The following is a 22,311-nucleotide window of genomic DNA, read 5'->3' as shown; positions in this document are numbered from 1 at the left end:
ACCTCGGCTATCCCAGCGCTTCCAGCACCGCACCCAGCTCCGGCGCCAGCGGTGCATGCAGGACGTAAGGCGCGCGGCCACCGTCGAGTTCGAAGCGCATCGATGCCGCATGCAGCGCGAGCCTGCGCAGACCGGCCTGGTCGCGCAGGCGGCGGTTGATCTCCGTATCGCCGTACTTGTCGTCGCCGGCCACGGGATGGCCGATGTGCTGGGCGTGCACGCGGATCTGATGGGTCCGGCCGGTCTCGATCCGCACCTCGCACCAGGAATGCCCGCCACGACGCTCCAGCACCTTGAAATGGCTGAGCGAAGGCTTGCCGGCATCGTTGACCTGCACGTGGCGCTCGCCCCCCTGGCGCAACCCGATGTGCAGCGGCGCATCCACGCTCATCACCCCGTCGGGCATGCGTCCGGCCAGCAGGGCCAGATACCGCTTCTCGATGCCCCCCTCGCCGCGCATCAGCGCCTGCAGCTCGACCAGCGCCGCGCGCTTCTTGGCGATCACCAGCAGGCCCGAGGTGTCGCGATCGAGCCGGTGCACCAGTTCCAGCGACTGCTGGGGGCGCAGCGCACGCAAGGTCTCGATCGCGCCGAAGCCGATGCCGCTGCCGCCGTGGCTGGCCACCCCGGACGGCTTGTTGAGCGCCAGCAGACGCTCGTCCTCGAACGCGATGCCGGCCGCCAGCGCCTCCATCAGCCCCTTCGCGGGACGCCCCTGGGCACCCGGCTCTTCCAGCCGGACCGGCGGAATCCGGACCTCGTCGCCACCGGCGAGCTTACGGTCGGCCTTGGCGCGCCCGCCGTTCACCCGCACCTGCCCGGAGCGCACCAGCTTGTACACCAGGCTGCGCGGCGCCCCCTTGAGCTGCCCCAGGAGGAAGTTGTCCAGGCGCTGACCTTCCCGGTCCTCGGGCACCTTGACGGTACGTGCGCCCACTCCGGGACGCGCGTTCGATTCTGAATAGGACATCGGCGATTTTGATCTGCTACACTCGCCGCGCGATATAAGGGTTTGATTTCGCTGGAAGTTGCAAGCGACGCCGCCGGTCACGGCCAGGCGTCGCGCGCAGGGCCGAAAGCCCGTCTTCCTCGATTCCGATGCAGTGCGCGGCCACCGCCCCCGGGGCGGACATGTTAGCGGCTCAACGGCAGACCCGGCCATCGCCCGGCCCGCGAGGTCCGGTGCTGAACATGACCCGTGTGGCGCGCCCGGCCCGGCCGACGCCGCCCCCGGCCCCGAAACAGAAGCTCCAGAACAACAAGCGCTCCCGCGGCATGCCGTGGTGTCGTAGCGCTGGAATACCCAAGACCGCGCCGCCGGCGCCGGGCCACGGCCCTGCCCTGCTGGCGCGATCTCAAGTCTCCAGAGGCGAAACGCCCCACGGCGTTCCGCGCGGTTGCAGCGCGCGAGGAACGCATCAATGAAACGCATGCTGATCAATGCGACGCAGGCAGAAGAGCTGCGCGTCGCCATCGTCGACGGCCAGACCCTGTACGACATCGATATCGAGCAGCCGTCCCAGGAACAGCGGAAGTCCAACATCTACAAGGGCCGCATCACCCGGCTCGAGCCGTCCCTCGAGGCGGCGTTCGTCGAGTATGGCGCCGACCGTCACGGCTTCCTGCCGCTGAAGGAAATCTCCCGCGACTACTACCAGGCCGGTGTCGATCACCGGAATGCCGGCATCCGCGAGTTGCTGCGCGAGGGCCAGGAGGTCGTGGTCCAGGTCGAGAAGGAAGAACGCGGCAACAAGGGCGCTGCCCTGACCACGTTCATCTCGCTGGCCGGCCGCTACATGGTGCTGATGCCCAACTCGCCGTCGGCCGGCGGCGTCTCGCGCCGGATCGAGGGCGACGACCGCGCCGCCCTCAAGGAAGCGATGGACAAGCTGGCGATCCCCGACGACATGGGGGTCATCATCCGCACCGCCGGCGTCGGCCGCGATGCCGAAGAGCTGCAGTGGGACCTGGACTACCTGCTCAGCATCTGGCGCGCCATCACCGAGGCCGCCCTGAGCAAGCCCTCGGCGTTCCTGATCTACCAGGAATCGCGTCTGATCACCCGCGCCCTGCGCGACTACATGCGCGCCGACATCGGCGAGATCCTGATCGACACCCCGGAGATGTACGCCGAGGCGCTGGAGTTCGTCGAGCAGGTGATGCCGCACAACAAGCGCAAGCTCAAGCACTACACCGACGACACCCCGCTGTTCAATCGCTACCAGATCGAGTCGCAGATCGAGAACGCCTACGAGCGCACCATCCGCCTGCCCTCGGGCGGCGCGCTGGTGATCGACCAGACCGAGGCGCTGACCGCGGTGGACGTGAACTCCGCCCGCGCGACCCGCGGCGGCGACATCGAGGAGACCGCGTTCCACACCAACCTGGAAGCGGCCGAGGAAGTGGCCCGCCAGTTGCGCCTGCGCGATCTGGGCGGCCTGGTGGTGATCGACTTCATCGACATGTCGTCCAACAAGCACCAGCGCGAGGTCGAGAACCGCCTGCAGGGCGCGCTGAAGTACGACCGCGCCCGCGTGCAGCTCGGCCGGATCTCCAAGTTCGGCCTGCTGGAGATGAGCCGGCAGCGCCTGCGCGCGTCGCTGGGCGAATCCAGCCAGATCGTCTGCCCGCGTTGCGAAGGCCACGGCCGCATGCGCAGCGTGGAATCGATGAGCCTGTCGATCATTCGCGTCGCCGAAGAGCATGCGATGAAGGACAACACCGGGCAGGTGCTGGTGCAGGCCCCGGTGGAGATCGCCAACTACCTGCTCAACGAGAAGCGCGGCGCGCTGGCCGAGATCGAGAAGCGCCACAGCGCGCCGATCGTGATCGTCGCCGACGAGCAGCTGCATACGCCGCATTACGAGGTCACCCGGGTTCGCCAGAACGAACTGGGCGAAGAGACCAGCAAGCCCAGCTACCAGCGCGGCACCCCGCGCAAGCTGGCGACGATCTCGCTCAACAAGAACAACCTCAACATCCCGCCGCCGGCGGTCACCAACGTACGCCCCACGCAGCCGGCACCGCTGCGCGAGCCGCGCGAGGATGCCCCGGCGCCCGCCCCGGTCCAGCCGGCGCCCCAGCCGGCCCCGCAGCCGCTGGCGGCAGCCCCGGTCGGTGGCGTGGTCGGCTGGCTGAAGCGCATCTTCGCGCCGGTCGAAGCCGCACCGGCGCCTACCGCGACGCCGTCGCCGTCTCGCGACAACCGCAATCAGGGCGAGCGCGACGGACGCGGCAACGCACGCCGCGACCGGCGTCAGGGCCGCGATGGCGGCGGCCGTCGCGATGAGCGCCGTGGCCAGGGTCAAGGCCCTTCCCAGAAGCAGGCACCCCAGGGCGAATCGCGCAACGGCAACGGCGGTCGCGATGGCGGCAACCGCAACGGCGGTCAGGACAAGCAGGACAAGGCAGAGAAGAGCCGCGCCAGCCAGGGCAATACGGCCCCCGCCCAGAAGCAGGGGCGTTCCCAGAAGCCCAAGGCGGACGCCAGGTCCGAGCAGACAGCGCGCGGACAGGACATCCAGGACGACACCACGAAGGCCGGGACCGAACAGCGCGAGCCGCGCCGTCGCGAGGATGCCCCTGCCAAGGCGAAGCCGAACAGCGTCGCCGCTCCCGCCGTCGACGACACGGCACCGGCCGCAGTCTCCGCCGTGACGGACGCGCCGGTCGCCACCGAGGCACAGGCCGCCCAAGTCGCGACGACGGACACCACCACCGCGCCTTCGGCCGCTCCCGAAACCGATCGCGCTGTGGACGACGCACCCGCCGATGGACAGGACGCAGCCGGCGATGGCGAAGGCGGCGGTCGCCGCCGTCGGGGCCGTCGGGGCGGTCGTCGTCGTCGTCGCGGTGGCGAAGGCAGCGCCGCCAACGGCGACGAAACGTCCGGCGCGAACGACGAGAGCGCGTTGCACGATGCGGACACGCCGGCGGTCGACGCCTCGCAGCCCGAGTTCGATTTCGAGGACCTGCGCAGCACCGCACCGCCGACGGGCAGCACCGGCTCGACGCCCATCCCGGCTGCGGACGAGCCCGTGCGCCGGGCCGCCGCCAGCATGGCTGCGGCATCCGCGGCGATGACGGCGGCTGCCGTGGCACAGGCATCGAGGACGCCCCGGGCGGACGACGCCGACGCGGCCGTGACGCAACCTGACGCAGCCCGTGCGGACGCCATCGTGTCGGAGTCCGCGGCTACCGCTCCCGAGACGCCGGTGGCCACCGCCGGCGAAGCGATCACGCGCCCTGAGGCGTCGAGCGCGCCGGTCGTCGAGCAGGACGCCGCTCCGATGCAGGCATCCGCGAACGCCGCGCCCGCCTCGACGCCGGTCGACGCAGACGCCGGTGCCCAGGCGGCGGGCGTCGCGGCCGACACTGCTGCGGATGTGGCCGCTGCCGTCGTCGCCGAGGACGCTCCCACGTCGCTGCCTCCTGCGTCGCAGCCAGCACCCGCCGCGGCAGCGCGACCGGTGACGCCCGGGCTGTTCGACGCAGTCGATGCCGAGCAGGCACCCGCCGAGGACGCGCACAGCGATCCGGTGGACGCCGTTCCGCAGAATGCGGAATCGTCTCCCGCCGCCTCCGAGGCCTCGTCCTCTCCGTCCGACGAGACCGTGGACACGGACGACGAGACTCAGGAGACCGGGCAGGACGCCGCCGGGACCGTTGCTCCGGCGGCGGAGCCCTCCTCCCGCAACTGATCGGACGATCCAGTCCCGATTCCCCGAACGGGCGGCTCTGGCCGCCCGTTCGGCGTTACGGCCAACGGCAGCCTGCGGCGTTGCACCAAGCGCGCCGCACCCATCGGGCGCACGCCGGAAACGGCGACCACATGCATGGGCATGCTGGACGGCAGTGACGAACGCGGCAAGCCGCATCCAGCACACCGCTGACCCAGACGCATACCGCCTGCGGATTGCTACGGGCTACGCAGCACGTCCGTCCGCGCCAGTCGGCACACCCGGATCAGAGCACCTGGGTCGGCTCGGCCAATCCATACTGCCCCGCCAGGCGGGCCAGCGCGATCGTGTCCTGCACCTGGAGCTTGGCGAACATGCGCGTCTTGTGCGTGTTCACCGTCTTCGCGCTGAGGCTCAAGCGCTTGGCGATCTGCTCCTGCCGCAGGCCCTGGATCAGCAACATCGCGATTTCGAGCTCGCGCGCGGACAGCAGGTCGAATGGGCTGTCGTCTCCCGACAGGCCCGACAACGCCATGTTCTGCGCAATGCTGCTGGCCAGGAAACGCTTGCCCGTCGCGACAGTGCGCACCGCGCGGACCAGTTCGCTCGCATCGCCCGCCTTGCCCACGTAGCCGGACGCTCCGGCCTCGATCAGGCGCTTGGGCATCGGCCCATCCTCGAGCACCGACACCACGATCACGCGCGAGCCGTACTTGCCACGCACGACCCGCTCGGTGACCTCCAGCCCGCTCAACCCCGGCAAATGGAGATCGCACAGCACCACATCAGGCTTCAGGCGGCGGATCTCGGGCAACGCGGCCTCGCCGCTCTCGGCTTCGCCGACCACCTCGATATCCACCTCGTTCGCCAAGATCATGCGCAACCCCGTGCGCACGAGCGCATGGTCGTCGACCATGAACACCCGGATCGTCATCCCTGGCCCCTCTTCATTTCAATCATGCAGCATCCCCTTGCACGCGAGGCTAGCTGCGCACTGCAGTAACCGCAACAGTGTTCGATTAAGAGTTGCCCGGCTGCGCGATTGCCCGATCGTTCGGAAACGGGCTCCGAACAGGCGAGCGCCCGCTTTCAGCGACCTGGATCACGATGCCGTCCACCCATTCGAGCAACGAGGTCGTGGCCGCAGGGCCCCACCGGCCCGGATGGGATGATGTGTCCCGGATTCAGCCCTGCGCCTGGAGATCGTCCAGAAGGCGCGCCAGCAATCCGTGCAGCGCAGTCCGGTGCCCACCTTGCGCCGACGGCATGCTGTCGTCCGAGGTCATCACCACGGTGACGTCGAGCGCCGGCACGACGTACAGCATCTGGCCGCCGAATCCCCAGGCGTAGCGCACGTCGTGTCCGCCGATACGACGCGCGAACCAGCCGTAGCCATAGCCGTCCCCGTTGAACACCGAACGCGTGCGTGGCTGCCAGCTCGCATCGACCCACGCCTCGGGAATCACCTGCACCCCACCGCGCGAGCGTCCCCCGTTGCGGTAAAGCTCGCCGAACGCCAGCAATGAGCGCGGCGTCATCGCCATCTGATTGCCACCGAAATAGATGCCCTGCGGGTCGCGATCCCATGACGAGATCGCGAATCCTTCCTGCTCGCCCAGCCAATCGCGCGCCAGCGCGAGCAAGGGCCGATCCGCCGCACGGGTCAGCGCCGCCGCCAGCAGATGCGTGGAACCGGTCGAATAGATCATCCCGCCACCCGGGTCGTCGGCGAACGGCACCGCCAATGCCGCTCGCACCCAATCGCGCTGCGCCACCCATCGCCCGTAGTTCCGCCCGGATGTCGACTGGAGACCGGCCTGCATCGACAACAGGTGCCCGATGCTGATGCGAGCGAGGCGTGGATCGGGATCCGCGGGCAGTCGCTCGCGCAGTATCGGCGCGACCGGTTGATCGACGCTCTCCAGCACGCCCCGCTCGATCGCTATTCCGATCAGCGCCGACATCACCGTCTTCGATGCCGACTTGATGTTGGTCGGCGCGTCCGGCCGACGACCGCGATAGCCGCGCTCGAGCAGCACTTCGCCGTGCTGCGCGACGATCAACGTCTGCAGCGGCGCGATCGATTCAGCGGCATCCGCAGTGCGGACCAGGGCGGACGACGGTGCTGACGCGGTCGGCTGTGGCTGCGCAGCGGCGAACAATGCGGGAAACGTCGCCAGGACGACGGCGAGCACGACGGGCGCGGCGGGCAGGATTCGACGCATAGCCCAGTCTGCCGCGACACGTGGCGCATGGGATGAACGATCGCCACCTACGCCGGGCGACCACCACGTACTGACCCCGGCCTTATGTATCCATCGGCGTCCTCCGTCGTAGGACTGCCCGCCCCGCACGAAGTGACGCGTGGCGCGCGCATCGTGTCGTGCCGAAGGAGACGCCGTGGCCGCCACGAGGGGCCGACGATGCGCAGGCGAGGCTTCGCGTCCGCGGAAACGAGGCGTGCGCACGACACGCGGATGCATCGTCTTCATGACATCTCGCCGATCATCGCGCCATCGGGATGCAGGCACATCCCCTTTTTCGGGAGACTCTTCATGACCACCAGAGAACACGTCGGCGCCGCACTGGCCGATCTGAAGAACGGACTGGCCCACGCCGAAATCTGTGCGCATCCGTATCTGCGCAAGATCGCTCTGTTCAGCAACCGGGCCCTTTCGTTGCGCCACGAGGTGCCCGCGGAAGACCAGGCCTGGCTCACTGAAGAACTCCGCGTCGTCGCCCGTTCGCACGGCATATCGCCGGACTGCATCATTCAGGAAGACCGTTCGGCCGCGCCTGTGCTGGCGGACCTGAGTGCCGCCATCGAGCGACCCGTCGCAGCCTGAGCGAAACCGATCACGCCGTCGAAACGAAGGCGGCCGAGGCGGCCCCGCCAGCCCGAGCGATGTGATCCGTCACGTGGACGCCTGAGCATCGCACTGCGCGACGAAGCGCATCGCAAGGTGCGACACGACGTAGGGTCCGCGTGTGGGTAGCGGGAGCCGAACGCCGGATGCGCGCGGCGGATCAGCGGATTGCGCACGAGTATGGCGGAGAGAGTGGGATTCGAACCCACGGAAGGTTTGACCCTTCGCCGGTTTTCAAGACCGGTGCCTTAAACCGCTCGGCCATCTCTCCGTCGTCGCCCCGAGGTGATATCTCCACACGGGACGGAAGGCGCAACGCGTCAGGACATTGTCGCACGCAGCGGCGCGGATGCACCTGCAGTCTGCGCCGCCTTGTGCTCTTCGCAGTGTTTGCAGTCCAGGCTGGATTCCTCCAGCAACGACGGCAGGCGCTCGGCGAGGTAGTCGATGAACACGCGCACCGCCGGCAGCAAGCCGCGGCGCGACGCGAACACGGCGTGCGCGATGCCCTGTGGCAGGGTCCAATCGGGCAACACGACTTCCAGCTCGCCGCTGCGCACCGCGTCGGCGCAGACGGTCTCGGGCAGCATGGTGATCCCCAGTCCCTGCTTGGCCAGCGCCATCAGCATCGGGAAATCGAAGCCGGCCACACGCGGCTTGAGCTCGATCCGTCGAACCTGACCGTCCTCGCCGTGAAGGTCCCAGCGCTGCTTCGCCTCGTCTTCGCTCATGGTCATGGTGACGTGTTCGCGCAGTTCATCCGGATCCTGCGGACGGCCGGCACGGCGCAGATACTCGGGACTGGCGACCAGCAGCTCCTGGATCTGGCCGAAGCTGCGCATGATCAGACTCCCGTCGTCGTCGAGCTTGGAACGCACGCGTACGGCGATGTCGAAGCCCTCGTTGATGACATCCACGCGCCGGTTGTTGACGTGCAGCTGCACCCGCACCTGCGGGTAGCGGGCCAGGAAGTCGGGCAGCAGTTTCGGCATCGCATGCTGCGCGATCGAGACGGGAACGCTCACCCGCACCAGCCCGCGCGGCTCCGCACTGAGCCGGTCGACCACCTCGCGCGCCGCCGTGGCCTCGGCGAGCATGGACTGCGCATGGCGGTAGACGCTCTGACCGACATCGGTGACCGCGAAACGCCGGGTGGAGCGCTGCAACAGGCGTACGCCGAGGTCGTTCTCCAACTGGCTGATCCGGCGACTCAACCGCGACTTGGGAATGCCGAGCGCGCGTTCGGCTGCGGCGAAGCCGCCGTGTTCGACGACGACGGCGAAGTAATAGAGATCGTTGAGGTCCTGCATGGCCGGGGGCCCGATGGAACGATAACCGCCATCGAACCACGTTTATCCCGCCCGCACAACAAAGGCCGCGGGCACGCTTCAGCGCCGTGTGAGGGACTTTCTCGCGGCGATCCAGACCGGTATCGCGATCGCGCTGAACCAAATCGTCATGACGATGAAAACCGCGCCGAGTCCGGGCATGGCACCCAGCGCGAGTGCGACCAGGATGAGCCAGCCGGCGACGGCCAACGCGATCCGCCAGCGCCCTCGACGGCGCAGCGCCCAGTCGGCCGCGCTCAACGCGACGCCGGCCAACAGCCAGGCGAGGCCTTCAGTCGGCTCGTCGCCCAGGAGCAGGAACGCCCCCACGATCAGCAGCGGCGACAGCAGCGGCGCATGCGCCAGCCGCCCGGCCAGTGCCGGACTCGGGCCTGCCGGCCTCATTCGATCGCATCGGCGCCGCCCATCCACGGCCGCAATGCTTCGGGGATCGCGATGCTGCCGTCAGCGCGCTGGTAATTCTCCATGACCGCGATCAGCGTCCGGCCTACCGCGAGACCCGAGCCGTTGAGGGTGTGAACCAGTTCCGGCTTGCCCGTTTCCGGGTTGCGCCAGCGCGCCTGCATGCGACGCGCCTGGAAATCGCCGACATTCGAGCACGACGAAATCTCGCGATACGTCTCCTGCGACGGCAGCCAGACCTCCAGGTCGTAGGTCTTGCGCGCGGAAAAACCCATGTCGCCAGTGCACAGCAGCATGCGCCGGTACGGCAGGCCGAGGCGCTCCAGCACCGTTTCGGCGCAGCGGGTCATGCGCTCGTGTTCGGCGTCGCTGTCGTCCGGCCGCACGACCGACACCATTTCCACCTTCTCGAACTGGTGCTGGCGGATCATGCCGCGGGTGTCGCGGCCGTGGCTGCCGGCCTCGGCGCGGAAACACATCGAGTGCGCGCTCATGCGCAGTGGCAGCCGCGCGGCATCGACGATCTCGTCGCGCACGAGATTGGTGAGCGGAACCTCGGCGGTCGGAATCAGGTAGCGGGTGGTCTCGCCCACCTCGGTGGCGAACATGTCGTCGACGAACTTGCCCAGTTGCGCCGTGCCTTCCATGGTGTCGGCGTTGACGATCAGCGGCACGCTGGTCTCCTCGTAGCCGTGCTCGTCCACATGCAGGCCGAGCATGAACTGCGCCAGCGCCCGGTGCAGCCTCGCGAGCCGCCCGCGCAGCACGGTGAAACGGGCGCCGCTCAGCTTGGCGCCGGCATCGGCGTCCAGCCAGCCGTGGCGCGCGCCCAGGTCAACGTGGTCGCGCACGGCGAAGTCGAACCGCGTCGGCTCGCCCCAGCGGTGCTGCTCGACATTGCCGGTTTCGTCGACCCCCAACGGCACGCTGTCGTCCGGCAGGTTCGGCAAGGTGCGCACGATGGCGTCGATCTCGCCGCGGATGCTCTCCAGGCGTGCTTCGCTGGCCTTGAGCTCCTCGCCGAAGCCCGCCACCTCGGCCAGCAACGGGGCGACATCCTCGCCCTTCGCCTTGGCCTGACCGATGGCCTTGCTGCGCGTGTTGCGCAGATTCTGCAGCTCCTGCGTGCGCATCTGGATCTGCTTGCGTTCGGCTTCCAGGCGTTCCAGCGCACCGGCATCGAACGCGAAACCACGCGTCTCCAGGAGGCGACGGGCGATGTCGTCGGGACGGGCGCGCAGCAGAGCCGGGTCGAGCATGGAAATTCCAATCGGAGTACGGAAAGGTTCACGATTATCGCCCGCGTGGGCGCCGACCGCATCCGCGGCTGTGCAAGAATGCCGGCGACCCCAAGCGCCCGCCCGGATGAACGCCACGCTCCGCCGCCTGACCCGACTGCCGTTCCCCTGGCGCGTCGCCATCGCGACCGGCATCGCCTTCGTGGCCGGCCTGCTGTTGTTCACCGCACTGATGGTGGGCGATCGCACGCCGTCGTTGCCGGAAGACACGCTCGCCCTGCCCGCGCGCGATCCTTCGCAATCGCCGGAGGTGCCGGCGTTGCCGGCGCCGCAACCGGCGCAGCCCCTGTCCGCGCCGGCGACGCCTGCGGGCTCCGGCGATGCGTCGCTGGCGCCCGGCCTGTACGGCCCCGCGCCGGACGATGCGTTGCCAGCGGCCGACGCACCCTTCCCGACCGTGGACGTGCCCGCCTTCGATTCCCCGGCGCCAGAACAGCCTGCGACCGATGCCGCAGGTCCGGAACGCGCACCGGTCGCGACGCATATGCCGCCACCCGGCTATCCCCGCAGCGCCATGCGCCGCGGCGAGACCGGGCAAGTCCTCGTCTCGGCACAGGTCGGCGTCGATGGCCTGCCGCATACGGTCCAGGTGCTGCGTAGCAGCGGCTACCCGGCACTCGACCGCGCCGCTGTCCGGGCTGTCGAGCGCTGGCGGTTCGAACCGGCCCTCCGGGCCGGCCGCCCGGTGCCGGGCGACGTGCAGGTTCCGGTGGATTTCATGCGCGACGGCGGTTGAGACGCCATCGTGACGCCGCGCCCACATCCGCTGTGGAACGCTCGACGCCCCTAACCTGAACAGGGGTTTCGCATGAACGATCCTCGCCCTCAGACGCCGCCACCGCCCGGCGACGAGCCGCCGCAGGATGCGCCGCCGCGCAAGAGCTCGGGCACGCTGGTCTGGCTGCTGATCCTGATCGCCGTGATGGCCTTGGGCTGGTACTTCTTCAGTCAGCGCGGCCCGACGCAGGCGCCGGACGTGCCGCCGACCCCGATCGGCACGACGCCAGACATCGGCGACGGCACCGCCCCCCCGCCGGCCAGCGAACGCGCGCCCGCCGCGCCCCGGCCCAGCGCCGGGATCACCCGCGATGCGTCCCCGCTGGCGCCGATCCAGCCCGACTACCCGCCCGCGGCACTGCGCGCGCGCCAGGAAGGTTCGGTGCTGCTGCAAGTGCACGTCGACGCGCAGGGCCAGGCCAGCGATATCGAGATCGTCAACTCGAGCCGCTCGCGCGAGCTCGACCGGGCCGCGCGCGACGCGGTGCGCAGTGCCCGCTTCAACCCGGCCATGCGCGACGGCCAGCCGATCGAGTCGATGGTGAACGTACCGGTCGATTTCCGCCTGAGCGAAAGCGCGACGCACTGACGACCCTCGTCTCCGGCAGCGTTGCGCCGGGGACCTTCCGGACAGACCTCCAGCGCAACGCATACGGCCCCGTTCGCGGGGCCGTATGCGTCTGAACACCCGATCGCCGAACGCGTCAGTCCAGCCCGAAGCCGACCTCGCGCGCCATCGCGTCGAAACCGGGGAACGACGTCGCCACATTGGCGATGTCGTCGATCCGCACCGGCGCCGAGGCCATCTGCCCCGCGACCGCGAACGCCATCGCCACCCGATGATCGCCGTGGCTGTCGATGCGCCCGCCACCCGGCGCGCCGCCGTGGACCGTGGCGCCATCCGGCGTCTCGTCGACGCGAATGCCCAGCGCCCGCAGGCCCGCAGCCACCGTGCCGATGCGGTCGGACTCCTTCACACGCAGCTCCGAGGCGCCGCGTACCACGGTCGCGCCTTCCGCGCACGCCGCCGCCACGAACAGGACCGGGAACTCGTCGATCATGTCGGCGACGTGTTCCTCCGGCACCTCGATCCCGCGCAGCGGCGCATGGCGCACGACGAGGTCGGCGACCGGTTCGCCGCCCTGCTCGTCCGCCGACTCCGCGTGGATGTCCGCGCCCATCAACCGCAGCACATGCAGCAGTCCGACCCGTCGCGGGTTCATGCCGACCCGCCGCAGGCGCAGTTCGGAGCCCGGAATCAGGGTTGCGGCGACGATGAAGAACGCGGCGGACGAGAAGTCGGCCGGGACGATCACGTTCATCGCCTGCAGGCGGTGTCCGCCTTCCAGGCGCGCGTGCCCCGGTGCGAAATCGATCGGCCAGCCGAACGCGGCCAGCATCCGCTCGGTGTAGTCGCGCGTGGGCTGCGCCTCGTGCACCGTGGTCGTGCCCTGCGCGTACAGCCCCGCCAGCAGCAGCGCCGATTTCACCTGGGCGCTGGCGACCGGGGTCTCGAACTCGATGCCCTTCAGCGGTGTGCCGCCGTGGATATGCAGCGGCGGCAGACCGCCCTCGCCGGTGTCGATACGCGCACCCATCCGCGCCAGCGGCTCCGTCACCCGCCGCATCGGTCGCTTCGACAGCGACACATCGCCCACCAGCGTCGTATCGAACGCCTGCCCGGCGAACAGGCCCGCCAACAACCGCATCGCGGTCCCGGCATTGCCGCAGTCGAGCGGCCCGTCCACGCCGCGCAGCCCGTGCAGGCCGACGCCATGCACCACGCGCCGCCCGGGGCCGGGCGCGTCGATGGACACGCCCAGGCGCCGGAACACCGCTTCGGTCGCGCGCGCGTCTTCGCCTTCCAGGAAGCCCTCGATCCGCGAGACGCCCTCGGCGAGCGCGGCGAACATGATCGCGCGATGGGAAACGGACTTGTCCCCCGGCACCGACAACGTACCGCGCAGCGCCGCGCCGGTCCGCGCGGTCCAGTGCAGGTCGCCGCCGCTCATGGCACGGCCACCGGATAGGAGCCCAACACGCGTACTTCGCCTGCGAAGTCGTCGATCTCTCCCAGCGCGTCGCGCAACGGGGATTCGTCCACATGCCCGGTCACGTCGATGAAGAACGCGTACTGCCACAACCCGCCGTGCGCGGGACGCGATTCGATGCGGTTCATGCTGATGCCCATGCGGGCCAACGGCTCCAGGATCTTGTAGAGGGCGCCCGGCTGGTCGCGGATGAACACCAGCAACGACGTGCGATCGTTGCCCGAGGGCGGGAATGCCGCACGACCGATCACCAGGAAGCGGGTGGTGTTGTCGTCGCGATCCTCGATCGGGCCGGCCACCACCTTCATGCCGTACACGTGCGCGGCGTTCTCGCCGGCGATGGCGGCGGCATCGTCGGCGCTGCGCGCACGGCGCACCCCTTCCGCATTGCTGACCACGGCCTGCTTCTCGGCCCGCGGCAGATGCTGGCGCAGCCAGTTCCGGCACTGGCCCAGCGACAACCCGTGCGAATAGACCCGCTCGATGTCTTCCAGGCGGCCGGTCCGCGACAGCAGGTACTGGTGCACCCGCAACTCCACCTCGCCACAGATCATCAGCGGCGAGGTCAGGAACAGATCGAGTGTGGACTGGATCGTGCCCTGCCCCGAATTCTCCACCGGCACCACGCCGAAATCCGCGGTGCCGTCGGCGACCTCGTCGAACACCTCCTCTACGCTCGACAACGGAAGGCCGCGCGCGGAATGCCCGAAGTGCTTGTGCACGGCCTGCTGCGAGAACGTGCCCTCCGGGCCGAGGAAGCCGATCTTCAACGGTTCCTGCTGGGCCAGGCAGGCCGACATGATTTCCCGGAACAGGCGCACCAGCACCTCGTCCGACAACGGACCGTCGTTGCGGTCCACCACGCGGCGCAGCACCTGCGCCTCGCGCTCGGGGCGGTAATAGTCCACCGCCGCGGCCAGTTTCCCCTTGGCCCGGCCCACCTGATGCGCCCAGTCGGCCCGTTCGGCGATCAGGGTCTGGATACGGTGATCGATGCCGTCGATGCGCGCGCGCACCTCGGCGAGATCGGGCTTGCCCGCGCCACCGCTGCTCTGGAGCGGGCGCGGCGGCGCGCCGGCTGCCTTTTTCGCGACCGTTTTCTTCGCGGTTGCCGCCTTCGACGCCCCGGCATCCCGCTTGCCTGCGCCACCGGTCGCGCGATCCGGAGCCGACGTGCGGTTCGATCCGCGGGCCGCGGCCGGTGCTTTCTTCTTGTCGCTCATGATCAGCTCCGATGTTGCTGGAAATCGCGCATGTAGGCGGTCAGGGCCTCGACCCCGGCCACCGGCATCGCGTTGTAGATCGACGCGCGCATGCCGCCCAGCACGCGATGCCCCTTCAGACCGATCAGGCCGGCTTCGCGCGCACCGGCCAGGAACTCGGCGTCGAGGCGCGCGTCGTGCAGGAAGAACGGGATGTTCATTCGCGACCGGGCGGCCACGTCCACGTCGTTGCGGTAGAACCCGTCCGAGCCGTCGATGGTGTCGTACAGCAACCGCGCCTTGGCCCGGCTGCGCTCGGCGAACACCTCGACGCCGCCCTCGTCGCGCATCCACTTCACCGTCAATCCCAGCAGATACCAGTTCCAGCTCGGCGGCGTGTTGAGCATGGAGTCCGCCGCGAGATGGGCGCGGTAATCGAAGATCCCGGCGCGCGGCTGCCCGCTGCGTTCGAGCAGGTCGCGGCGGACGATCACCACCGTGATCCCGACCGGCCCGAGATTCTTCTGCGCCCCGGCGTAGATCAGGCCGTAGCGACCCACGTCGAGCGGCTCGGAGGCGATGGACGAGCTGAAATCGGCGAACAGCGGCACGTCGCCGGTCTCCGGCGTGTCGCGGAACTCGACCCCGTGGATGGTCTCGTTGGCGGTGATGTGCACGTAGGCGGCGTCGGCGGACAGACGCCAGTCCGCGCGGTCGGGAATCGCCTTGAAGCCCTCCGCTTCGCTGCTGGCGGCGATCCGCACATCCACGTAGGGACGCGCCTGCTTGATCGCGGTGTGGCCCCAATGCCCGGTGAGCACATAGTCGGCGGGCTGGCCCATCGCCGCGAAGTTCAGTGCGATCAGGGCCTGCTGGGTCGTCGCGCCGCCGGCCAGGAACAGCACGGCGTACGCATCGGGGATGCCGATCAACGCGCGCAGATCGACCTCGGCGCGTTGGGCGACGTCGAGAAACTCGGGGCCGCGATGGCTCAGCTCGACGATCGACGCGCCCGCGGCGGCCTGCCCCGGCCCCACGTACTCCAGCATGTCCGCCTGCGCCCGGCGCAGGACGTCCTCGGGCAATGCGGCGGGACCCGGGCTGAAGTTGTAGGCGCGCGACATCGTGACGTCCAGGCAACAGGAAGCGCTCTAGTATGCCGCAGCGCAACAGCCCGTCGCCTCCCTGCAACTTTTACGCCCTCCGGCACGTCTATCCGGCAAGCCCCTTCCACCTCCTCCAGGAGGCAACGCCATGCCCCGACACGACCGTTCCCTCCGCGACGCCCTGCGCGTCCGCGCCTCCGAGATCACCGACGAGACGGTCTGGCGCAGCCGACGGCGCCTGCTGGCGTCGCTCGGTGCCCTGCCCGCGCTCGGGCTGGCCGGCTGCGCCGCTGCGGAGCCGCCGCCGCCGCCCACGCGGCAATCGCCCTCGCGCGAGCAGGTGGAGGCGGGCTTCTCGACCGACGAAACGCTCACCCGCGAGGCCGACGCCACCGGCTACAACAATTTCTACGAGTTCGGCACCGGCAAGGCCGACCCCTCGCGCGCCGCGAAAACCCTGCGGACGTCGCCGTGGGAGGTCGAAATCTCCGGCGAATGCAACAAACCGGGGCGGGTGTCGTTCGACGAGTTGCTGGCCGGCTTCCTGCCCGAAGAGCGTGTGTACCGTCTGCGCTGCGTGGAAGGCTGGTCGATGGTGATCCCCTGGCTGGGTGTGCCGCTGGGGCAGATCCTCCAGCGCTTCGAACCCACGGCGAACGCCAAGTTCGTGGCCTTCACCACCTTGGCCGACCGCGCCCAGATGCCCGGCCTGCGCTATCGCTCCATCGATTGGCCCTACCGTGAGGGGCTGCGCATCGACGAGGCCATGCACCCGTTGACGCTGTTGGCGACCGGTCTGTACGGCAAGGCCCTGCCGCAGCAGAACGGTGCCCCGCTGCGCCTGCTGGTGCCGTGGAAGTACGGCTTCAAGAGCATCAAGTCGATCGTCGAGATCCGTTTCACCGAACGCATGCCGTCCACCGCCTGGAACGATCTGCAGCCGCGCGAGTACGGCTTCTTCGCCAACGTCAATCCGGCCGTGGATCACCCCCGCTGGAGCCAGGCGAGCGAGCGCCGGATCGCCGGGAACGAAGGACGCCTGCTGGCCAACCGTATCGACACCCAGCCCTTCAACGGCTATGGCGAACAGGTCGCCTCCATGTACGCAGGCATGGACCTGCGGCGCTGGTACTGACCGGGAGCGCAGCCATCGCCTCCCGACCCCGCCCGCGTCCGAACACGCCCGTCTGGCTGCCGCCGACCAAGGCCGCGATCCATCTCCTGGCGCTGCTGCCGCTGGTCCTGCTGCTGCACGGCGCGTGGCAGGTCCAGAGCGGCGCCGACATCGACGCCCTCGGCCCGGACCCCGTCGCCCTCATCGAGCACACCCTCGGCCTCTGGGCGCTGCGCTTTCTGCTGATCACCCTCGCCGTCACGCCGCTACGGCAGCTCACCGGGCAGGCCGTGCTGGTGCGGTTCCGGCGCCTGTTGGGCCTGTACGCCTTCGCCTATGCCAGCCTGCACTTCGCCGCCTGGCTGTGGCTGGACCTCCGCTGGGACTGGTCGAGCGTGACGACCGAGATCGTGCGCCGCCCCTTCATCACCGTCGGCTTCCTGGCCTGGCTGCTGCTGGTCCCGCTGGCGGCCACGTCCACACGAGGCTGGATGCGGCGCCTGGGCCGGCGCTGGCAGCCGCTGCACCGGTTGATCTATCCGATCGCCGCGCTGGCGGTTCTCCACTTCTGGTGGGTGGTGAAATCCGACATCCGCGAGCCCGCGCTGTACGCAGCGATCCTGGCCACGCTGCTGGGCTGGCGGCTGTGGCGGAAGTTCCGCCCAGCGGCCGACCCACGCCGCCCTCAGGGCGCGCCGTAGAGCAGCAGCAGACTCAACAGGCCGGCGATCAGCAACGCCGCCAGCAACAACCACGGCAGCGGCCACGCGCGTCGGGGCGGCGTCTCGACGTCGTCGAACGCCGGCATCGGCATCTCGTCCTGGTCGCCACCGCGCCGGGCGCCGGCGCGGCCCGGACCCGGGGCCTCGACGACGAAGCGGTGGTAGGCGTCGAACACGATCTGGTCGCCGGGCTCGAGCACCGCATCACGCACCGGCTCGCCGTTGACCACGCTGCCGTCGGCCGATCCGAGATCGCGCAACACCAGGCGGCCCTCGACCGGCTCGATCCGCGCGTGGCGCTCGGCGAACGCCGGGTCGTCGATCCGCACATCGGCTTCGGCGACGCTGCCGACCACGCGTGCCCGGTCGAGCGTGAAGCAACGCCCATGATGACGGCCGCCGATGCCGCGCAGAACCGCGTGCGGGCTGGCGCTGGCGCCCTCCGCGACGTCGGTCGCCGGATCGTCGGGTGCGCGGACCGGACGGTCGGCGAGCAGGCGCAGTTCGACGCCGTCCAGATGCAGGGTGTCGCCACGCCGCAGCATGGCCAGCCGGCGCACCGCGCGGCCGTTGACGTGGACGCGCCGGTCACCGGCATCGGCGTTGAGCCAGACGCCGCGCCCGTCCACGCACAACCGGGCCAGCACCTGATGGTCGCCCTCCACCCGTCCAATACCGCCCTGCGGCAGCCGGCCGAGGTCGTGCATGCCGGCGTCGAGCGGCAGGTCGGGCTGCTCGCTGCCGACGAAGCGCAATCTGAGGATTTCCATGCGCGGCGAATCTAGCACGCCGCCACGCTTGGAGCCGGCGCCGGAGACGCCCACAATAGGCCTCCGCCGCTGGAGCCTTCCCATGTCCGACATCGATATCCGTCATCCGCACGCCCTTCCGCTGCCCCAGGCACGCGCCGCGATCGAGGACGTCGCCACCAAGCTGGCCGAGAAGTTCGACGTCGCCCATGCCTGGAACGGCGATGTCCTCAGCTTCAACCGCTCCGGCGTCGACGGGGCGATCGCGGTCGGTGCCGACGATGTCCGGGTCACCGCCAAACTCGGTTTTCTGTTGTCGGCCATGCGCGGCCCGATCGAGGCCGAAATCCGGCGCGTGCTCACCGAGCGCCTGGGCTGAACCCGGCGCCGGGCGACGCCCTCGACGCAGCGATCATGTCCGCTGCGACAGCATCGGGGCATCCTTCGACAGGAGCTCCCCATGGCGACCTACAAGAAGCCGAAGACACCGCGCCCGCCGCACACGCCGCCGCCGGCCGATCCGGACGCGCCCGCCCGCAGCCTGGGCGATTCCGCGCAACGCATCTGGCTGGCGGGGCTCGGCGCACTGAGCCGCGCCCAGGAGGAAGGCTCGCGTCTGTTCGATACCCTGGCCCGTGAGGGTGCCCAGCTCGACCGGAACGCGCGCGCCCAGGCCGAGGCGACGGCGGAGGAGTTCCGCGACGAGGTCGAGGCCACCGTCGACCACACCCGCGAACAGGCGACCGCCGCCTGGGATCGGGTCGAGCACGCATTCGACGAGCGTTTCCAGCGCACGCTGACCCGGCTCGGCGTTCCGACCCGCCACGATATCGCCGCCCTGAGCGCCCGTATCGACGCCTTGAATGCGCAGCTGCATGCACAGGAGCGCGCGAGCAAGCCGGCACGCACTGCCGCCGCGCCGCGCAAGAAGGCCAGCAGACCGACGCCGACACCCGCGTCGACGCCGGCGGCCAGCGCCACCGGCGGCGGATCCGATACCTCGATCTGATCGGTTACGCCCGCGTCCCGCTGACCGCAGCGTCGGACTCATTCCCGGCTGAAGACCGGCTGTCCCGAATGGGCGGCCGGCTTAACCCCGCATGCCGTTGCCACTATCCTCCCGCGCTGATCGCCGGTGCGTTGCCGGATGCAGTGCGTTGTCGCAGTGAGTAGTCAACAGGGGCCGTTGTGAGTGCAGTCGTGCAGGTGGGCGTCGCCATGGTGGTGTCGGGGGTGGTCGGGGGCGGAGGCACCGCCTATGCCCTCTGGGTATCGAGACCGCGAGACGAGACCACCGCCGGCCTGAGAACACTGGCGACGATGTCTTGGCGGGAGTTCACCCGCCTCATGCTGGATGTGATGGCGCACCGCGGGTTCCTCCGGACCGAGAACGACACCGCGGCCGACGATGGCCGCCATACGCTCGTCCGTGGTTCCGAACGGCTGAGCCTGTGGTGCAAACACGGCAGTGCCTTCCTGATCGGCAAGCTCACCGTCAACGAGCTTGCGAACGACATGCGGCTCGCCGGCACCCGGGCAGGCGTTCTGGCGACCCAGGGACGCATCGTCGAGGATGCGCGCGATGCGGCAAGCGATCAGGGCATCGAACTGCTGGACGGGTCCGCCCTGTGGACCGAGGCGCGGACGCGCCTGCCTGAAAGCACCCTGGCCTCGATCCGGAAGACCGCGGCCCGGCGTGCATGCAGACGCATCGTGGCCGCATGGCTGATGGCCGCGCTTGCGGGTATCGGCAGCCACGGCGTCCTGACGCGCCTGATGCCGCCCACCGGAACGGCGACGACTCCGGACATCGCAACCGCCAGTGCCGGGGCATCCGCGCAGGAGCCTGTCGCACCCGAGACGCTCCCTGTCCGGAGCCCCCCCGCTGCGGACGGGGAACCGGTGGCGGCAGCGGCGGTGGCCGACCCGCCTCCGCCGGCCACCACATCATCGTTGTCGCCTGCGGACCAGCGCCACGCCGCTGTACGCGATGTCGTGGACCTGCCGATGGTCGCGCGCGCCGAGTGGACGAGCGCCTCCACGCTGCAGGTCGAGTTGCGGAGCACGGACGCCGACGCGTTCGAGCACATCTGTCCACTGGTCGAACGCCATCCGGACATCGCCACCTCGCGCATCCAGTTGAACCTGCCTGCGGGCAGCGACGTGCCGGTCCGGTTCCGGCAGTGCCGCACGTTCTGACAGCCACGTACGGACGGATGGCACGGCGAGACCGTTCGGCGACGAACGGGTGACGTCGCCATGACAGGCGAGCGGTGACGGCGACCACGCCGGTACCGCCGGTGTCGCCCACTCCCGCATGTCACCTGAACGTCACACCGCTGCCATGGCCCGATCATGCGGCCGCGGTGGAATGCGCGGCGAGCGGAATCGTCCGCCGAAGTCCAGGAGTCCACCGTGTCCACCCAAACCCTCATCCGGCTCGCGGGCGTCGCCCTCGCCGCCTGTCTCGCCCTGCCTGCCGCGGCCGCCGAGCTCACCGGCGCCGGCGCCTCGTTCATCTATCCGGTGATGACCCGCTGGTCGGCCGACTACCGCCAGGCCACGGGCCACCAGGTGAACTACCAGTCCATCGGCTCCGGCGGCGGCATCGCCCAGATCCGCGCGGGCACCGTCGATTTCGGTTCCTCCGACGCGCCGTTGCGCCCGGAAGAACTGGCACAGCACAAGCTGGTCCAGTTTCCCTCGGTCATCGGCGGCGTGGTGCCGATCGTCAACATCTCCGGCGTCGCCCCGGGCGCGCTGCGCCTGGACGGCGCGACCCTGGCCCGCATCTTCCTGGGCGAGATCGCCACCTGGAACGATCCGGCGATCGCCGCGCTCAACCCGAATGCGACCTTGCCGTCCGCGCGCATCACGGTCGTCCACCGCTCCGACGGCTCGGGCACCACCTTCAACTTCGCCAACTATCTGTCCAAGGTCAGTCCGGAGTGGAAGTCCTCGGTGGGCGAAGGCACCACCGTGCGCTGGCCGACCGGCATCGGCGGTCGCGGCAACGAAGGCGTGTCCGCCTACGTGCGCCAGGTCCGCAACAGCATCGGCTACGTGGAGCTGTCCTACGCGATCCAGAACAACCTCTCGCACACCCAGATGCGCAATGCGGCCGGCCGCTGGATCCAGCCCAGCGATGCCAGCTTCGCGGCCGCGGCGGCCAGCGCCGACTGGGCGAACGCACGCGATTTCTACCTGATCATGACCGACGCGCCGGGCCAGGACGCGTGGCCGATCACCGCGACCAACTTCATCCTGATGCGCAAGGAACCCCGCGACGTCGAAGGCGCCCGCCAGGCCCGCGAGTTCTTCCGCTGGATCTACGCCAACGGCGCCCAGCAGGCCCGTGCGCTCGACTACGTGCCGCTGCCGGCCAGCCTCGTGCAGCAGATCGAGGCGCACTGGAGCGCCCAGCTTCCCTACTGATCCCTCCCACGCTCTCTCCCCACAGCCTCCCTTGCGGGCCTTCGGGCCCGCTTCTTTTTGGGATTTCTCCCAGACAAGGGCCGGGACGCTACGAGAGGCCTCGCTTCGCTCTTTTGCGTAGCGACCTGAGGGGCCCCGCCGGGACCGGTGGCCTTCTCGGCGAAATCAAGGAGGAGGCCGCCGCCGCATGGCGGTGGCCGGGGGACATTCGCGCGAGGAGGCTGCCGGTTCCGGCGGGGCCCGCCAGGTCGCGACGAGAAGAAGCGAAGAGCCCTAACCACGTGCTCCAACGCAGGCAGCCCCCGCCCCCGCAGCCGGACAAAGAAGTTTTCAGTTCTGTACGCCGCAGCGAACCTCGCTGGTGTGACCTGCCAGACCTCGCCAAGCCCTGCCCGAGCACGGAGCCCTTCAATTCCGGTCTCAGACGACGCCGCAGAACCGTAGCGAATCGACGCATTCAGGCCACAGAGCCCGTTGTCCGGCGCCATGTCATCACCCTGTCACAAAAACATCATTTCATGACGCCTGTCCGCCGGCCTCGTCCGGCCTGTTGTCCATTG

General features: G+C 69.6%; 18 protein-coding genes, 1 tRNA gene and 2 pseudogenes. 10 read left to right on the top strand and 11 right to left on the bottom strand.

The genetic code is table 11. From position 1 onward, the window contains the following. Positions 1–7: 7 nt before the first annotated feature. Positions 8–970: an RluA family pseudouridine synthase gene (locus RG19_RS06405; RefSeq protein ID WP_058834550.1), complete on the bottom strand. Its 963-nt coding sequence runs from the start codon at positions 968–970 to the stop codon at positions 8–10. A gap of 460 nt (positions 971–1,430) precedes the next feature. On the opposite strand from RG19_RS06405, the pseudogene RG19_RS06400 reads away from it, so the two are divergent. After that, positions 1,431–4,349 (top strand): annotated as a pseudogene (locus RG19_RS06400) (Rne/Rng family ribonuclease); the annotation flags it as partial. 616 nt (positions 4,350–4,965) lie between these two features. On the opposite strand, the gene RG19_RS06395 reads toward RG19_RS06400, so the two are convergent. After that, on the bottom strand, positions 4,966–5,613 hold the full coding sequence (locus RG19_RS06395; protein WP_058834548.1) for a response regulator: 648 nt from the start codon (positions 5,611–5,613) through the stop codon (positions 4,966–4,968). Between the two features lie 250 nt (positions 5,614–5,863). Next, positions 5,864–6,904, bottom strand: a complete 1,041-nt coding sequence (locus RG19_RS06390; protein WP_058834547.1) for a serine hydrolase domain-containing protein — start codon at positions 6,902–6,904, stop codon at positions 5,864–5,866. A gap of 330 nt (positions 6,905–7,234) precedes the next feature. Between RG19_RS06390 and RG19_RS06385 the strand changes: the two genes are divergently transcribed. Continuing rightward, entirely contained in the window at positions 7,235–7,525 is a 291-nt protein-coding gene (locus tag RG19_RS06385; protein ID WP_058834546.1) for a hypothetical protein, read from the top strand. A 202-nt stretch (positions 7,526–7,727) separates the two neighbouring features. Here RG19_RS06385 and RG19_RS06380 read toward each other — a convergent pair. The 4 genes from RG19_RS06380 to serS form a co-directional block, all read right to left on the bottom strand. Then, positions 7,728–7,817: transfer RNA gene (locus tag RG19_RS06380), tRNA-Ser, on the bottom strand. Between the two features lie 49 nt (positions 7,818–7,866). Continuing rightward, positions 7,867–8,856 carry a LysR family transcriptional regulator gene (locus RG19_RS06375; RefSeq protein WP_058834545.1) on the bottom strand — a complete coding sequence of 330 codons (990 nt, stop codon included), beginning with the start codon at positions 8,854–8,856 and terminating at the stop codon, positions 7,867–7,869. A gap of 78 nt (positions 8,857–8,934) precedes the next feature. Next, a complete protein-coding gene (locus tag RG19_RS06370; protein WP_058834544.1) occupies positions 8,935–9,279 on the bottom strand; it encodes a hypothetical protein in 345 nt (114 codons plus the stop codon). After that, a complete protein-coding gene (gene serS / locus RG19_RS06365) occupies positions 9,276–10,556 on the bottom strand; it encodes a serine--tRNA ligase (protein ID WP_058834543.1) in 1,281 nt (426 codons plus the stop codon). The genes RG19_RS06370 and serS overlap by 4 nt, the downstream gene beginning before the upstream one ends. Before the next feature lie 106 nt (positions 10,557–10,662). Here serS and RG19_RS06360 point away from each other — a divergent pair, with 106 nt between their 5' ends. Together RG19_RS06360 and RG19_RS06355 are read left to right on the top strand one after the other, a co-directional pair. Then, the gene (locus RG19_RS06360; RefSeq protein WP_058834542.1) at positions 10,663–11,331 is read left to right on the top strand and encodes an energy transducer TonB; all 669 of its coding nucleotides are present in this window, start codon (positions 10,663–10,665) and stop codon (positions 11,329–11,331) included. A 72-nt stretch (positions 11,332–11,403) separates the two neighbouring features. Next, positions 11,404–11,961, top strand: a complete 558-nt coding sequence (locus RG19_RS06355; RefSeq protein WP_058834541.1) for a TonB family protein — start codon at positions 11,404–11,406, stop codon at positions 11,959–11,961. 115 nt (positions 11,962–12,076) lie between these two features. On the opposite strand, the gene aroA is transcribed toward RG19_RS06355, so the two are convergent. Genes aroA through serC form a run of 3 tightly spaced genes read right to left on the bottom strand, consistent with a single transcriptional unit; the run spans position 12,077 to position 15,749 of the window. Beyond that, a complete protein-coding gene (gene aroA, locus RG19_RS06350) occupies positions 12,077–13,384 on the bottom strand; it encodes a 3-phosphoshikimate 1-carboxyvinyltransferase (RefSeq protein WP_058834540.1) in 1,308 nt (435 codons plus the stop codon). Continuing rightward, positions 13,381–14,646 carry a prephenate dehydratase gene (pheA, locus tag RG19_RS06345; protein ID WP_058834539.1) on the bottom strand — a complete coding sequence of 422 codons (1,266 nt, stop codon included), beginning with the start codon at positions 14,644–14,646 and terminating at the stop codon, positions 13,381–13,383. The genes aroA and pheA overlap by 4 nt, the downstream gene beginning before the upstream one ends. 2 nt (positions 14,647–14,648) lie before the next feature. Next, a complete protein-coding gene (serC, locus tag RG19_RS06340) occupies positions 14,649–15,749 on the bottom strand; it encodes a 3-phosphoserine/phosphohydroxythreonine transaminase (RefSeq protein ID WP_058834538.1) in 1,101 nt (366 codons plus the stop codon). Positions 15,750–15,879: 130 nt separating this feature from the next. Between serC and msrP the strand changes: the two genes are divergently transcribed. After that, complete coding sequence (gene msrP / locus RG19_RS06335) at positions 15,880–16,866, top strand: protein-methionine-sulfoxide reductase catalytic subunit MsrP (RefSeq protein WP_058834537.1); 987 nt, start codon at positions 15,880–15,882, stop codon at positions 16,864–16,866. 56 nt (positions 16,867–16,922) lie between these two features. Beyond that, a pseudogene (locus RG19_RS06330) lies at positions 16,923–17,595 on the top strand (protein-methionine-sulfoxide reductase heme-binding subunit MsrQ); the annotation flags it as partial. On the opposite strand, the gene RG19_RS06325 reads toward RG19_RS06330, so the two are convergent. After that, positions 17,531–18,337: an FHA domain-containing protein gene (locus RG19_RS06325; RefSeq protein WP_058834536.1), complete on the bottom strand. Its 807-nt coding sequence runs from the start codon at positions 18,335–18,337 to the stop codon at positions 17,531–17,533. The pseudogene RG19_RS06330 and the gene RG19_RS06325 sit on opposite strands and share 65 nt — an antisense overlap. Before the next feature lie 82 nt (positions 18,338–18,419). Here RG19_RS06325 and RG19_RS06320 point away from each other — a divergent pair, with 82 nt between their 5' ends. From RG19_RS06320 to pstS, 4 genes are all read left to right on the top strand, one after another. Then, on the top strand, positions 18,420–18,695 hold the full coding sequence (locus RG19_RS06320) for a polyhydroxyalkanoic acid system family protein (RefSeq protein WP_058834535.1): 276 nt from the start codon (positions 18,420–18,422) through the stop codon (positions 18,693–18,695). An 81-nt stretch (positions 18,696–18,776) separates the two neighbouring features. After that, a complete protein-coding gene (locus RG19_RS06315) occupies positions 18,777–19,325 on the top strand; it encodes a phasin family protein (RefSeq protein WP_058834534.1) in 549 nt (182 codons plus the stop codon). Positions 19,326–19,504: 179 nt separating this feature from the next. Continuing rightward, positions 19,505–20,515 (top strand): restriction endonuclease, encoded by a 1,011-nt coding sequence (locus RG19_RS06310; protein WP_157515187.1) that lies wholly within the window; start codon positions 19,505–19,507, stop codon positions 20,513–20,515. Positions 20,516–20,749: 234 nt separating this feature from the next. Next, positions 20,750–21,751 carry a phosphate ABC transporter substrate-binding protein PstS gene (pstS, locus tag RG19_RS06305; protein WP_058836452.1) on the top strand — a complete coding sequence of 334 codons (1,002 nt, stop codon included), beginning with the start codon at positions 20,750–20,752 and terminating at the stop codon, positions 21,749–21,751. The last annotated feature ends 560 nt before the right edge of the window (positions 21,752–22,311 follow it).

Origin of the sequence: Luteimonas abyssi, assembly GCF_001482195.1 — a bacterium.
Classification (GTDB): Bacteria; Pseudomonadota; Gammaproteobacteria; order Xanthomonadales; family Xanthomonadaceae; genus Luteimonas; species Luteimonas abyssi.
Note: the sequence above shows the minus strand (reverse complement) of the source record. Positions and strands in the feature narration are given on the sequence as shown.

Coding starts and splice junctions, on each gene's coding strand:
- RG19_RS06315 (WP_058834534.1), top strand. CDS start 18,777: ATGGCGACCTACAAGAAGCCGAAGACACCGCGCCCGCCGCACACGCCG.
- RG19_RS06360 (WP_058834542.1), top strand. CDS start 10,663: ATGAACGCCACGCTCCGCCGCCTGACCCGACTGCCGTTCCCCTGGCGC.
- RG19_RS06355 (WP_058834541.1), top strand. CDS start 11,404: ATGAACGATCCTCGCCCTCAGACGCCGCCACCGCCCGGCGACGAGCCG.
- serC (WP_058834538.1), bottom strand. CDS start 15,749: ATGTCGCGCGCCTACAACTTCAGCCCGGGTCCCGCCGCATTGCCCGAG.
- RG19_RS06395 (WP_058834548.1), bottom strand. CDS start 5,613: ATGACGATCCGGGTGTTCATGGTCGACGACCATGCGCTCGTGCGCACG.
- RG19_RS06370 (WP_058834544.1), bottom strand. CDS start 9,279: ATGAGGCCGGCAGGCCCGAGTCCGGCACTGGCCGGGCGGCTGGCGCAT.
- RG19_RS06375 (WP_058834545.1), bottom strand. CDS start 8,856: ATGCAGGACCTCAACGATCTCTATTACTTCGCCGTCGTCGTCGAACAC.
- serS (WP_058834543.1), bottom strand. CDS start 10,556: ATGCTCGACCCGGCTCTGCTGCGCGCCCGTCCCGACGACATCGCCCGT.
- aroA (WP_058834540.1), bottom strand. CDS start 13,384: ATGAGCGGCGGCGACCTGCACTGGACCGCGCGGACCGGCGCGGCGCTG.
- msrP (WP_058834537.1), top strand. CDS start 15,880: ATGCCCCGACACGACCGTTCCCTCCGCGACGCCCTGCGCGTCCGCGCC.
- RG19_RS06390 (WP_058834547.1), bottom strand. CDS start 6,904: ATGCGTCGAATCCTGCCCGCCGCGCCCGTCGTGCTCGCCGTCGTCCTG.
- RG19_RS06405 (WP_058834550.1), bottom strand. CDS start 970: ATGTCCTATTCAGAATCGAACGCGCGTCCCGGAGTGGGCGCACGTACC.
- RG19_RS06320 (WP_058834535.1), top strand. CDS start 18,420: ATGTCCGACATCGATATCCGTCATCCGCACGCCCTTCCGCTGCCCCAG.
- RG19_RS06325 (WP_058834536.1), bottom strand. CDS start 18,337: ATGGAAATCCTCAGATTGCGCTTCGTCGGCAGCGAGCAGCCCGACCTG.
- RG19_RS06385 (WP_058834546.1), top strand. CDS start 7,235: ATGACCACCAGAGAACACGTCGGCGCCGCACTGGCCGATCTGAAGAAC.
- pheA (WP_058834539.1), bottom strand. CDS start 14,646: ATGAGCGACAAGAAGAAAGCACCGGCCGCGGCCCGCGGATCGAACCGC.